Source organism: Niastella sp. OAS944 (assembly GCA_024809215.1).
Classification (GTDB): domain Bacteria; phylum Bacteroidota; class Bacteroidia; order Chitinophagales; family Chitinophagaceae; genus Niastella.
The window spans coordinates 409,050-421,931 of sequence record JANUBW010000004.1; the positions used below are offsets into that span (position 1 = coordinate 409,050).

The 12,882-nt window shown below is 40.2% G+C and carries 9 protein-coding genes and 2 pseudogenes; 6 read left to right on the top strand and 5 right to left on the bottom strand.

What is annotated here, in order from left to right:
• The first annotated feature begins 308 nt into the window (after positions 1 to 308).
• The 4 genes and pseudogenes from GGD38_RS19935 to GGD38_RS19950 all read left to right on the top strand — a co-directional run bounded on the left by GGD38_RS19935 (position 309) and on the right by GGD38_RS19950 (position 6,588).
• On the top strand, positions 309 to 1,259 hold the full coding sequence (locus tag GGD38_RS19935) for a tetratricopeptide repeat protein (protein ID WP_375303868.1): 951 nt from the start codon (positions 309 to 311) through the stop codon (positions 1,257 to 1,259).
• 524 nt (positions 1,260 to 1,783) lie between these two features.
• Positions 1,784 to 3,268: a hypothetical protein gene (locus GGD38_RS19940; protein ID WP_375302155.1), complete on the top strand. Its 1,485-nt coding sequence runs from the start codon at positions 1,784 to 1,786 to the stop codon at positions 3,266 to 3,268.
• A gap of 2,710 nt (positions 3,269 to 5,978) precedes the next feature.
• Positions 5,979 to 6,275 (top strand): annotated as a pseudogene (locus GGD38_RS19945) (DUF2695 domain-containing protein).
• Between the two features lies 1 nt (position 6,276).
• On the top strand, positions 6,277 to 6,588 hold the full coding sequence (locus GGD38_RS19950; protein ID WP_375302156.1) for a hypothetical protein: 312 nt from the start codon (positions 6,277 to 6,279) through the stop codon (positions 6,586 to 6,588).
• Positions 6,589 to 6,831: 243 nt separating this feature from the next.
• On the opposite strand, the gene GGD38_RS19955 is transcribed toward GGD38_RS19950, so the two are convergent.
• Entirely contained in the window at positions 6,832 to 7,314 is a 483-nt protein-coding gene (locus tag GGD38_RS19955) for a hypothetical protein (protein WP_375302157.1), read from the bottom strand.
• A gap of 5 nt (positions 7,315 to 7,319) precedes the next feature.
• On the bottom strand, positions 7,320 to 9,017 hold the full coding sequence (locus GGD38_RS19960; protein WP_375303739.1) for an RHS repeat domain-containing protein: 1,698 nt from the start codon (positions 9,015 to 9,017) through the stop codon (positions 7,320 to 7,322).
• Positions 9,018 to 9,242: 225 nt separating this feature from the next.
• On the opposite strand from GGD38_RS19960, the pseudogene GGD38_RS19965 reads away from it, so the two are divergent.
• Both GGD38_RS19965 and GGD38_RS19970 read left to right on the top strand, forming a co-directional pair.
• Positions 9,243 to 9,359, top strand: a pseudogene (locus tag GGD38_RS19965) (DUF2695 domain-containing protein); the annotation flags it as partial.
• Between the two features lies 1 nt (position 9,360).
• Positions 9,361 to 9,558 carry a hypothetical protein gene (locus GGD38_RS19970; protein ID WP_375302158.1) on the top strand — a complete coding sequence of 66 codons (198 nt, stop codon included), beginning with the start codon at positions 9,361 to 9,363 and terminating at the stop codon, positions 9,556 to 9,558.
• Between the two features lie 632 nt (positions 9,559 to 10,190).
• Here the strand turns inward: GGD38_RS19970 and GGD38_RS19975 are convergent.
• From GGD38_RS19975 to GGD38_RS19985, 3 genes are all read right to left on the bottom strand, one after another.
• Positions 10,191 to 10,763 (bottom strand): hypothetical protein, encoded by a 573-nt coding sequence (locus GGD38_RS19975; protein ID WP_375302159.1) that lies wholly within the window; start codon positions 10,761 to 10,763, stop codon positions 10,191 to 10,193.
• Between the two features lie 436 nt (positions 10,764 to 11,199).
• The gene (locus GGD38_RS19980) at positions 11,200 to 11,565 is read right to left on the bottom strand and encodes a hypothetical protein (RefSeq protein ID WP_375302160.1); all 366 of its coding nucleotides are present in this window, start codon (positions 11,563 to 11,565) and stop codon (positions 11,200 to 11,202) included.
• Positions 11,566 to 12,400: 835 nt separating this feature from the next.
• Positions 12,401 to 12,826 carry a hypothetical protein gene (locus tag GGD38_RS19985; RefSeq protein WP_375302161.1) on the bottom strand — a complete coding sequence of 142 codons (426 nt, stop codon included), beginning with the start codon at positions 12,824 to 12,826 and terminating at the stop codon, positions 12,401 to 12,403.
• Positions 12,827 to 12,882: the final 56 nt, after the last annotated feature.

Genomic DNA, 12,882 nt, shown 5'->3' on the forward strand with positions numbered 1-12,882 from the left:
CAAGTAGCCATTTTTATATAGCATTTACAAACATGCGAGTCAAAGTTTCTCCTGCACGCGTCATAATTGACTACTTATGTATATAATCAGCTACCGATGGGTCATAGTTACCTACTGACGAGTCATAATTAATTTTCGATAACACGTATGTAATAACAGATGTGTTATAATTGAAGTTGCATAAAACATAATGAGTAATGGTAAATGAATAAATACCTACCGAAAAAGAATAGTGAACAACAGCTGATAATTTTCAGATTTCCTGTTCCAGCTCATGTTTAATAAAGTTTACTTAATTTGCCGCCACTATGAGCGAGCAAGGATTTACCATGGAAGAAGCTTTTGAGCGGGAATTTCAGGCAACAATACCGCGGTATTTGTCGAAACCCGGCGTTAATGTTGACCTGCAACTTCGACATAAAGAAACTGATGAGGTAATGCGGTTTGCAGCTGCATTTCCCGAACAGTTTGAAAACTGGAAAACAATACAATCGCTGCCGGACAGGCGCGGACTTATATATTCCATTCTCGACAGTTTTATGGGCAACGACCTGAAGCTGTGGCAGATAGTACAGCGGTTCACCGATGACCGCTATCCGCAACGGGCGCTGGAAATTGCCAATGCCCATGCCGACGAGAATGATAAATACAGTGCCGATTACTGGGCAGCTGTAGCCAAAGCCCATTTTATTTTAACCGATTATACCGAAGCGGACAAATGCGCCAATAACGCCCTGGTACTCGATGCCGGAAATGTTGGTGCAAAGATCGTACGTGCCGATGTGTTGCATATGACAGGAAAGGCCGAAGCGGCGCATGAATTGTACAATGAAGTACTGAAAGAAAGATTGCCACGTACAGGGGAAGAAATATCGTTAACCTTTATGCAACTGGTAGGGTTCGACGGCAACATTTTACCTTCACCGCTGTACGCACTCGACTGGCTGCAAAGCCACCCCGATACAGATGAAGATACCTGGGATAATGCCAGTGATGAATTTTATTACAGTCCGCATTTCAGGGCGCAACATGCCTATTATTTATTGCAGCAAAAAGAACCCATGAAAGGTTTTGTAAAGCTGTTTACCTTATCGAAAGAAATGCCGTGGTATAAGGAAGCTATTATCAACAGCTGGCATTTGATACATCAATTAGGCCTGGCCGAAAACATGCCCGAGGGCAAAGCCTGGCTCGAAAGCATTATGGAAAGCAATAAGTGGGATGCGCATGACCATGGGATGCATAAGATGGAAATATAGTTAACGAGTTCATATAGCGAAAAGGCCCTCGATATCGGGGGCTTTTTTTATATTGGCAAGATGATTATTTAGGAATTACCTCAGCATAGAATTCCCGCTTAACCACTGAATCATTTTGTAAAACATGCCCCGGGTAATCGAACCCTTTTTTGAAAATTATTTCATTAAAATTTACATGTACAATGGGTTCAGTGCTTAACATCTCACTAGTTAAAGCACAACTGGTTGAATCGCCAGTTTTTCTAATAACGAATTTTAAGATTACGCTACTCACTTTAACCGGCAATTCAACCATTTAAACAGCAATCCTGTTTGTCTTTTTTGTAAGACATCCGGCAAGCGCAAATAATATCAGATATATTATTATTCTCATTTATTATTATTAGGCTTACACACCTATCGCCCAATCTTCACGAATTTGGGCTAATTTGTCACGGTTATTAAAAACCCGTTCTAATTTAAGCAGGCAACCCCAATCTTCGGTAATTTAGGGCATAAAATGCCTTAATCCTTAACGCCTGCTCATGAGACCAATTCGGATACCATTATTTTCGATCATACTGTTTTTACTGACTTGCCAATTATCTCTGGCGCAGGCAAAAGAACCTGTAGCAGATAAGATCATCAATTTTCCTACCTCGTTCTTAAATAAAGTTCAGAACAAATATGCAAACATCGAAGACCGCCTGACCAAACAAACGGAGAAATACCTAATGCGTTTGGCCAAAAGAGAAAAGCGGTTAAAAAAGAAAATGGCTAAGGTTGATTCTGCAGCTGCGGAGCAAACTTTCGGCGATGTGGATGCACAATACGGTAAAATGCTGGCGGCAGTAAGGACCGACAGTTTACCCCTTAAAAAAGGAAGCGGCGCCTACATTCCCATGATCGACTCGGTGAAAACGAGCCTGGCATTCCTCGATAAGAACAATGCCATGCTGGGCCAGGGAAAAGAAGTGACCGATAAATTAAAAGGATCTGTTTCGCAGGTAAACCAATTACAATCGAGGTTGCAGCAAAGTGAGCAGGTAAAAGCATTTATACAGCAACGTAAGCAACAAATAAAATCGTCGTTAAGTAAATTCAGCAGTGTGCCCAAAGGCATCATGAACGACTTCACCGATTTCAACAAAGAGGCATATTACTATAGTGCGCAATTGAAAGAGTATAAAGAAATGCTGAACGATCCTGATAAGATGGTTCAAAAAGGATTGTCGTTATTAAACAAGTTGCCCGCGTTTACCCAATTCATAAAGCAAAACAGTGAGCTGGCCAGCCTGTTCAGATTACCAGATAATTACGGTACACCCCAAAGCCTGGCCGGATTGCAAACCCGCTCACAGGTGCAACAACAGATACAGTCGCAGCTATCGGGCGCCGGACCTAACGCACAACAGTATTTGCAACAAAACTTACAGGCCGCCCAATCGCAATTGAACCAGTTAAAAGACAAAGTAAACAAACTGGGCGGCAGTGGCAGCGGCGATATGGACCTGCCCGATTTCAAACCCAATAACCAACGAACAAAGAGCTTCTGGCAACGCCTGGAATATGGCTCCAATATACAAACAGCCAAAAACAATTTCTTTCCTACCACTACCGACCTGGGTATGAGTGTAGGTTATAAACTCACCGACAAAAGCGTGGTTGGCGTTGGCGCCAGTTATAAAATGGGTTGGGGAAAAGACATTAAGAACATTGTTATTTCAACACAGGGTTTGGGCCTTCGCTCGTACATGGATGTAAAATTGAAAGGCAGCTTTTACGCCAGTGGCGGCTTTGAATATAATTACCAACCTATTAGTGGCGACAGTTTATCTTCAACATCAGCAATGAACTGGAAGGATGTTTCCTCCTGGCAACAAAGCGGATTGGTTGGTATAAGCAAGATCATTTCTATAAAAAGCAAATTCTTTAAAAAGACCAAACTGCAATTGATGTGGGATGTGCTGAGCTATCAGCAGGTGCCAAGAACGCAGCCCGTGAAGTTTAGGGTGGGGTATAATTTTTAGGTGCTTTATAAAAAAGCAACCACACAGTCAATTGGCTGCGTGGTTGTGGTTATCAATATAACAGTGAAAGCATTTGTAACGCAGTTGTAAATTGCCTCGGAAAACCAGTTTTTGGCATTGGCCATGATAGCAAGTATCCTAACGGCTTCCTCCCGGGCAAGTCTTAATGAAGCCGCTTATCGGTTATATACTGACCAGCAGACACAACGCGTATTATAATACATAGCTTTAGTAAACTGTTGAACTCTATTGCTTTTATGTTGAGATAAGAAGGGAATTATCTGCCTTTGGCGGGGCAGATCTTTTGAAAACCACAGACTTTTCTTAGAATGTGTTAGCATTGTTCGCAAACCAGCGAAGATTTTGCGAAGAAGGGTAAACTATGCCTTTGCTCAGTCCCGCAGAAAGGCAATAGCATTCTAAAATGTCTCAACATGTCAAAGAAGCTTTAGCGTTATGGGAACGCTTTAAATACTCGTTTCAAGGTTTCCGGGTAACAAATTGGTTTTCCGGTTTTCCTGGGGGACCTATATGTTATAGAATCTAAACCCGATGCATACATCCATTCAATGCAGCCCCTATATACACCAAAAACCTTGCCCTTTGTGTCAAAATCAACTTGATGATGATCAAGTTCGCTTGCCTTAATCTTCATATACCTGGCTTCGTTCCTGGTTCGTTCTACGTTAACCTTTTGGCTACCCTTTTACTACCCAAACACTACCTCTTTCATAGGGAAAAACTAGTTTTTTACTACCCTTTTACTACCCCCTGTCATAGGGAAAATGGTAGTAAAACGGTAGTAAATGGGTAGTGTTTTACTGGAAAAAAGGTATAGAATGGGTTAACAAAAAGCGAAGCAAGAACGAAGAACGATCGAAGAACTTAACTCTACAGCAGCCACATCACGTAAATCAAACACATTGTTTTTTTCCCCAAACTCATCCCGCAGTTAATAGCAGTTGACTTAAGGTTAAAGTAAGGTTGTAATAAGGTTTCGTTGCCCCTGCGGGGCAACAGGGGAGCAACAGGGGATAACCGCAATCTTATTACAACCTCAGTAAAATAGCAACAAGGGAGCAAGCAGGGGAGCAAGCAGGGAGCAACAAACAGCCTGTAAAGAGCACCGGAGGAGCAACAGGGGAGCAAGAAAAGCAGTGTGTCACCTGCGTTTTTTCGGTTTTCAAAATAAAGAGGGTCTACAATACGCATACCTATGTATAGTTGCTTCAGGATTTATTCTTCACGTGTATAGCTATTTCCGGACGAGACACTGGGTCCAAACTCATCTTTGTTCGCAAATTCTTCGTACCTGCTTCGAGGCTGCTATGGGTCTTCTTCGCAAATTTGCGAACAACTTGCGAAGAAGGGTAAACTATGTCCCGGCTAAGGGTAAAAGAAACCCGAAGAAGGTACAACGTTTTAAGTTGACGAGTTAACAAGTTGACGAGTTGACAAGGATTCTATAATGCTTTTTATATCAATATAGCTTCTTCAACCTGATTTGAAATTCAGTTTTGTAGAGGAATCACCATCCATAACCAAAATTATTCTACAACGCTATAGCCAACAAGCACCTGATCCTGTAAAGCAACATCAGGATTATCACTTGCTTATGTATAGTTGCTTTAGGATTTACTCTTCATGTGTATAGTTATATCAGGACGACGAGACAAGTTGTGAGGGAGTTGTGTAGGAGTTGCCTAAGAGTTGTCTGGGAGTTGTCTGAGAGTTGCCTGGGAATTGCCTTGCAGCAGTACAGTTCCTGTAGGATCCCTGTAGCGTCCGCGTACAGTATGTAGACCATCAGGCTACAAGTATACTACAATGCCGGTACCGACGATAATGTTAATGCGAACCTGTAAATCCAGACGGCATTTCTCCCGGGCTCTTCCGCACCTTGTTCTGACCTGGAGGCACCCACCTCCCGCCTTTCTCCCGGAATTCTCCCAGGTTCTCCTATGAAACGTTGGAAAAACCGGGAGAAGTGTGGGACAAGTGTGGGATGAGGTCGGGAGAAGGCCAGGAAATGGGTGGGAGAAATAGTTGGCGAGTTGACAGGTTAACAAGTTGACGAGTTGACGAGGCTTCAGCGCGGCCTTCGCTTTTGAATTACATGGGTTTTGCCGCATAAACTTTAGGCTCCAAGGGAAGAATTAAGTTGATAAAAGTTGAAAGGTTGATAAGGCGGCTGGGCGCTGAGCTGTAGGGGCTTATTATAATAACTTAGGCTTGAAGGTATACCCTACTTATGCCATATTTTCGCCCTGCTGTTACTGCGTCTTGGCACACCTGCCTCCACGCTCACTTCGCATCTGGACCACACATTCGCTGATTGATCGTTACCCAGACATTAACCCTAATACAATTCAGTTCTCGCTCACTAAAAGCATTTAGAAAACTTATTGAAAGCCAATTTGTGCAAACACGTAACAAGGAGAGTTAGGAGCAGGATGAGCCGTTTCAAATCTTCATCAACAGTAAAGATGTAGCGTAGATATACCCATTGTGTGCCGGGCCTCAACCGGAGATGAGCCATGGTTGAACGCGGGATGTGCCATGGATGCGCCCAGTATCACCCCTATTTAAAGCGCATTTCCTAAAAAGGTAATTGTGATTGCGTCAACACCAAAAGTACATACTACACATTGAATAAAATGTCACGTATATTGAGCGTTAGTAGCAAACCCAAACTGATATCCCAAACATCATGCCTGACAAATCTGAAAAGAATAGACGTAATCAAATCCTGAGCGATCTGCGTAAAAAAGCGGAAGAAGAGTTCGAAAATAGCTTGCCCATGAGTAGAGATAGTTTCAAAAAGCTATTTAACTATTTGGACAACGAATTAAGTGAAAATGACTGTGACGACACAAATCGTTTAACCAGGTCGTTTCTCGACCAAACTGGCATTGCTAACAGCCAGGAAGTGCTGGGTTGACTTGCAGAAAAGGGCGGCCATTGTGATTGCGAAATATTAGCTAACGTTGAAGAACAATTTGAATAATATGCCATCGATAAAAATAAGTATAGACAAATCTATCAGCGATCATCAACCCGGTTTTGTTGAATGCTCGTTTACCGATGCATGGGGTAAACAACACATAGTGCAAGAAAAAATACCAGTTGTTGCAGACAAATATTTAGACGCTAACAGTCACTATCCGCAAGAAGGCGGCATTGACTGTGAAGTTTTAAAGAAGTGGGAAGACCAGGAAGGAAGAATAATCGTTACAGTTGACACAGTAAAACCCTGGGACATTGATAGGATTGAGGGGGTGCAGCAATTTGATTTGTTGGAGTTACAGATAGAAGATTAAAAATTAAAAAATGACTGCAACCAATAACAGATTTTTTTCTGGGGTATGTGCGATCGGTAGTAGGGGTTGAACGTGGGCTTCATGGATGTTCCTAGGTTTCAAGCAGCTTTGATAGGGCTTGAAAAATAAAGATGGCGGAGAAATTTATCATCCCCACCGTCTTTAAAGTATAGATCATTAATAAAAAAAAGCGGCCTAAAAAAAATCAACCAGGTAGACTTTCCCAGGTTGGGGAGAATCAAATTAAAACTTCCCTGTTTGCCATACTATTTTTTTATCTCTTTTGAATTGATCATAAACTGAATTTACCTCTCGTAGCTGAGGCAACTTAATATTCCTTTCTGACAAAAAAGACAAGAAATCCTTTTCCTTTAAAAATCCCTTTTCCTTACTTACACCAGGCAGCAAGACAAACCAAGCTTCCTTGCAATTATGGCCTCCTAATGATACTTCCCCTTTCGCATGCACTAAAATTACACTATCGATTACACTTATTTCTTTAACATGGTGAATAGAAAGCTCAAGAAGTTGTGGAGTTTGGAGTTCTATCCGCCACTCACCTGGTAAAACATTCTTGGCTTCATAAGGCTTTATTAATGGAATTCTTTTGAGATCTAAACCTCCATCGTCCAAATAAAAATAATCTTCTTTTTTTACACTTCTTTTCCTGTAATTACAGGAAGTAAAGACATTAAATAGCAATATTATTATTAAGCATACTCTCATAAATTCTATTTTACAGTTTCCTGCCAATGAGCTGTTACTTTCATTTGATCGTTCCCTCCAAAAAAATCATGATAAACCGGGCCAACTATACCAGTCACCATATTATAATCGTCTGTATGACCTTGACCCGGCCTTAAATCAAAGGTATCACTTATATTAAAGTCAATAATTATGGACCCATCAGTCTTTGCAATAGCCGAATATGTCACAGCAGCATGTCTTAAAGCCCAAGTTGTTTCATTGGTAGCAACTTGCCAGGTAGCTGCATAATCAGGATTAAATGGATCTTTGAACTGTTCACTCATGGGTGCCGGTGCCCTGTTACCACCGAACTCGATATATTCACTGCCCCTATTAATAAATCCGATTGCTCTAAACCTTTTATCTGCTTTAACGATTTGAATGATTTTATTTTTAAATGCTTGCATTGAAGGTTCCGCCTTAATCTTATTCAATAGCCCACCTACAAACCGAACCTCCCTACTCTGAAATTGTGAATGCAGGCCCAATTCAAATAAATTACTTGCAGTATTTCCAAGTCCCGTTGCCCCAGCCAGGAATCTTCTTGGGCCATGGCCCCAACCTGAACCAGTGTAACCAACATCAGCCCCCGAGAACCAATTTCTTGCGTTCTCCAATCCTTTTTTTGATGTTACAATGACCGTTTGTAACAATGTAGGTTTTGAGCTATCTGAAGATAATCCAGTTGGGTCATTTAGTAATATTGGATTATTATTTCCGTAAACATAAGGAGAGTACTCCAAAGACATATCAGCCAAGGGATCAACATGCAAAAATCTTCCTATCTGAGGATCTAGCCCTCTGAATTTAGTTTCATAAAGATTGATACCGAAGCTTGTATTTAATTCAGTCCCCCTATTAAAGCGATACCTATTATCCACACCACCAGCCGCCTTCGAACTTATCCCACTCATCGTCAACCCAAACGGATAATAATGCGTCTCTTCCAGAATCGGCCCTCTGTTATGAAACACCTGCAAATTATCGAAGTAAACATTATGCTGGCTTTCATTGCTACAATATACAAAAACGTAGCCGTTCTTGGGTGCTTTCAGGGAAGGGACATTCACCAGTGAATGATCTTTAACAACTCCATTACCTCCTACCCTTTCAAATCCACCACCGGCATACTTAAACTGCTCATCAAAGAAGATCCAGTTTATATACGCCCAGGGTGCATCTACGTTATCGGTACGGGTTCTGAAGTTCTCCAGATCACCTAATAAGGTGGGGGTTGAGATGCCGGCATTGGTGATCCCCTTTCCTATCATAGTCGGATTACCTAGAAATGCATCCAGTATGCTGCTTACAGGAACCGGAAACTTTTCACTGTAATTACCGCCATTATTAAACCAGTAGGATTTACCGTAAATATTAATCTGGTCGCCGGCCATTACCTTTAGCGTTATACCCAGCCCCGTTTTATTACTTTCTGCATTCAATTTGTACAGTTTTGCACTATTGGCAGCAGTATCACTATACTGATTATTGTTGTATGGGGGATTACCGTTGTTATTATGATAATCAGTTAAACCGGTTACTGACGACTTGTTTACTATATAATCGCTTTTGATATCATAAAAATCTTTTTCAGTAAACACAGCACTCGCACTATTTGCCAGGTCGCCTTCCAGCGTAGCCGCCGGGTATTTATCCTGCTTTTGCTCCTCCGTTAACACCATACGCACATTGCCTAAATGGTCCTTTATAAAATAGTCGTACGTAAAAGAAGTAATAGCATCTTCTCCATTCCGTACGGATGACTATTATTTTTGAATTCGGTACGGTGCCAGGACGCATCATTGTAATGTGCCGGATCAGAATCGCAGCCCATGTTAATCCATCAAACCCTAAACTCATTACACGTACTCCATTGTTATCTGTGACGACACAAATCGTTTAACCAGTCGTTTCTCGACCAAACTGGCATTGCTAACAGCCAGGAAGTGTTGGATTGGCTTGCGGAAAAGGGCGGTCATTGTGATTGCGAAATATTAGCTAACGTTGAAGAACAATTTGGATAATATGCCATCGATAAAAATAAGTATTAACAAATTTATCAGCGATCATCAACCCGGTTTTGTTGAATGCTCCTTTACCGATGCGTGGGGCAAACTACACATTGTGGAAGAGAAGGTACCAATTGTGACAGACAAAGACTTAAACGCTAACAGCCATTATCCGCAAGAAGGCTTTATTGATTGCGAGGTTTTAAAGAAGTAGGAAGACAAGGAAGGAAGGATAGTCTTTTCGGTTGATACAGTAAAACCCTGGGATGTTAGTACGATTGAAGGGGTGCAGCAATTTGATTTGTTGGGGTTACAGATAGAACATTAATACACTCCTGCTGCCTTACGGATATCATCCTTTAAATCTTCTTATATGTATTAAAAAATATTGCACCAACCTTTGGTTGGTGCAATATGTATGCTTAATAGCTTCTCATAAAAACTTACTGCTATATAAAAATTTCATACAAAATAGCTATTATCGCCATTACAACAAACAGCGAAATGTACAGCAATAGAGGAAGAGCAAACAAAACATTTATATCAAAAAAGCGCTTCCCTTCGCTCCTCTTTCTTAAATAGGCTGATCGCATTACAATTATAGTTAAAACCACTCCTATCAAGGATATTGGAAGAATAAAAAACCAGGTTATTTCCCTGTTCAGTCTACTTCTGGCCGGGATAAGGTGATACCAACCCACCAAAATATCCTTTAAGAAAACGAGAATGAAAATTATAAAAGATGTTATTGCCTTTGCTTTTAACCTATTGAACATTAAGACTAAATTATTAAAACATAAAGTAAACGCCCCAAATCTAAGGGGCACTATCTCGTCAATTTCTTTTCTATGGATACTCAAAACCAAAAATAAACTTTACCAAAACGCCGTTTTTAAACGTATATTCAGCAATATATAATGGCATATTATAAGCAGCCAAAAATTTGGGGTTATCCTCATAATCGATGCTATACTTTATAACTATCATTTTCCCTTTCGAAGCCTTTTTAAATTGATTTCCCTTTTTGCCAACAACATCCGATATTGTCATTCCGAGTTTTATACCACTCTCTGTCAAGAAATAGGGAAAGACGCTTTGATAGCTTTTGAGTGGTGCACTACTTAAATCAGCTTTTGACACTTCAAAAAGGCTAACTGTATTATTAACATCCCCCGGAAAAAATACCAACCTTAAATATTCAGTACCTGATTTATTTCTAAAGTATACATCCGGTAAGTCTTTATCACTATTTAGCTTCGGCATTACATCTCCCAAATTCTTCTCAATAGAGATGCTATTTCTTAATATGATCTTACTATTGATAGTAGTATCATGAATTATAGAGTCTACATTCTGGTTTGCAAAACAAACAATTGAAATTATTTTTAAAAATATAAATAAAATATTTCCCTTAACCATATTTAAACATTTTGTTATTCTCTAATACCGCTTGTATTGGCTCTTGAGCCACGACCATTATTATTTGGATTTCCATTAATATTTACAGTAACATTGATACTGCCATTTACTCGCAAGTAACCTCGCATCGTATTTCTGAATTGTCTTAACTCCGTTGCTGTTCCTTGTAAGCCTATACAACCTAATGTACCATATAAGTTTCCATCAGGATGTACTCGCAAGTCAGTCCTTCCAGTTGCGAATCTGGGGATTAAGTCCATACTAAATCCAACACCATTTCTAATCATTCCAGCATTATCACTTCGATTACGCAGATTGTTGGCTGTATAGGAACCGTTCTCGGGAGTACCATTTCCCCAAGGTCCACCAACAGCTGCATATTTCCCGATATTAATCGTTGTTCCATTATCAAAATGAGTTCTGACATTTAGCGACCCTATTGCATCTTAGGGTTTTTAGAATTAACATCACCTTCAAAGGCTAATGACAACTCACCGGTTTCTCTTGATATAAGCTCTCTTCCACCCCCCCTGCTTCCATAAATATTTTCGGCAATATCGAGTGCCCCATTAAAACGATCAACCGTATAATTAGCACATACAACATTTTCATTTATCTCCGAGATGCTCGTCCCTTCTTCACCCAATACTTCATTAAATATATCCCAAGCTTGTTCACTTACCTGAATACGTTGTATACCGCCGCTATTATTAATTTGTCCAATTGTCCTGCTTGTACCCATAGCATAATAGATAGTTGTATCTCCTAAAAAATCAATATTTTTCACCGGATTATTAGCCATTCCTGCATATAAACTTATCGATCTCAATGGTTTTGGATCTAGCCATGCCAGTATCCGATTTGTGGACCATAGGTTCTGTAGAAAAATTCATATTGATTTAAATCTAGATCAGTATTAAATTCAGCACTATTAAATTTTTCAAACTTATTTTCCTGTACGTTGAACCCCTTCGAGCTTATCCCCGCCATCGTTAATCCAAACGGGTAATAATGCGTCTCTTCCAGAATTGTTCCCCTATTATGAAACACCTGCAAATTATCGAAGTAAACATTATGCTGGCTCTCATTGCTACAATATACAAAAACGTAGCCGTTCTTGGGTGCTTTCAGAGAAGGTACATTCACCAAAGCATGATCTTTAACAACTCCATTAGGGACTGGCTTAAAATATTACCATTTAAGTCATAGGTAAGATTTGACACCCCTAACATTTAAAAAGGAATTACATCCATCGCCTTGAACATATGCTTCAGTTTATTGGGCAAGCCACCTACAATAACCGATTCAACAGAACCTGCGATAATCAGTTTGCGCCTGTACTACCTGCTGCATAAACAGCACAGAAAAGACCCACATCGAGCGCAAAACGCCATTTCTTTTTAACCTTCGGCTTAGTGGCCGACCTGGATATTGCCATTGCTATACTCCCCGGCAAATGGGTGTTGGGCAAATGGTAATTGCCTGCGTATACTGCCCTAACGGACCTTTCTAAGAAAAGATGCTGTCTAAAAATAATTCCAAGACAGCATCTTTTAATTTTTGACAACATGTATGAAACTCAACCGAGCTCCACCATTGTCGGAGTTAAGGGGCTCCGATTTTTCAATTGATGTCTATTATTTGATTCTTGGTTTGAACCAAATCGTATCGCTCAAAGGATTTATGCTTTCGATTGAATCCAACCCGCCTTTATAAACATAATACTGTTTCGAAACCTTCGATATCTGTACTACGCTGACATGTTTATTGTAAAAAGCCTTTTCGTCATCAGAGATCTGTCCGCTTTTACGAATAAATTTTAAATTCAACTCACAGTCATTCTTCCACTTAAGTTGCCAAAAAAATGTATCCTTTGTTTTAGAATCTATTTCTGTTTGAAGATCTTTGCCACGAATAATAACAAATTCATCGTTTGCTTTTGGCGGGTAATAATAGAAAGTTCCATATTTCACTTTTTGACAGTCATTAACTATTGCCGGTTGCCCGCACGCAATTAAGGGACAGACAAGTACAAGGGAAAAATATACATTCTTTTTATTCATAGTATTATTTATTTTTCAGTTACCATGCCCCCCAACAGTTTTACGTGTGGTTCACC

Bases quoted from the DNA above. Each gene is read 5' to 3' on its own strand.
- GGD38_RS19935 (WP_375303868.1), top strand. From the start codon at position 309: ATGAGCGAGCAAGGATTTACCATGGAAGAAGCTTTTGAGCGGGAATTT.
- GGD38_RS19940 (WP_375302155.1), top strand. From the start codon at position 1,784: ATGAGACCAATTCGGATACCATTATTTTCGATCATACTGTTTTTACTG.
- GGD38_RS19950 (WP_375302156.1), top strand. From the start codon at position 6,277: ATGCCATCGATAAAAATAAGTATAGACAAATCTATCAGCGATCATCAA.
- GGD38_RS19955 (WP_375302157.1), bottom strand. From the start codon at position 7,314: ATGAGAGTATGCTTAATAATAATATTGCTATTTAATGTCTTTACTTCC.
- GGD38_RS19960 (WP_375303739.1), bottom strand. From the start codon at position 9,017: ATGGTGTTAACGGAGGAGCAAAAGCAGGATAAATACCCGGCGGCTACG.
- GGD38_RS19970 (WP_375302158.1), top strand. From the start codon at position 9,361: ATGCCATCGATAAAAATAAGTATTAACAAATTTATCAGCGATCATCAA.
- GGD38_RS19975 (WP_375302159.1), bottom strand. From the start codon at position 10,763: ATGGTTAAGGGAAATATTTTATTTATATTTTTAAAAATAATTTCAATT.
- GGD38_RS19980 (WP_375302160.1), bottom strand. From the start codon at position 11,565: ATGGCTAATAATCCGGTGAAAAATATTGATTTTTTAGGAGATACAACT.
- GGD38_RS19985 (WP_375302161.1), bottom strand. From the start codon at position 12,826: ATGAATAAAAAGAATGTATATTTTTCCCTTGTACTTGTCTGTCCCTTA.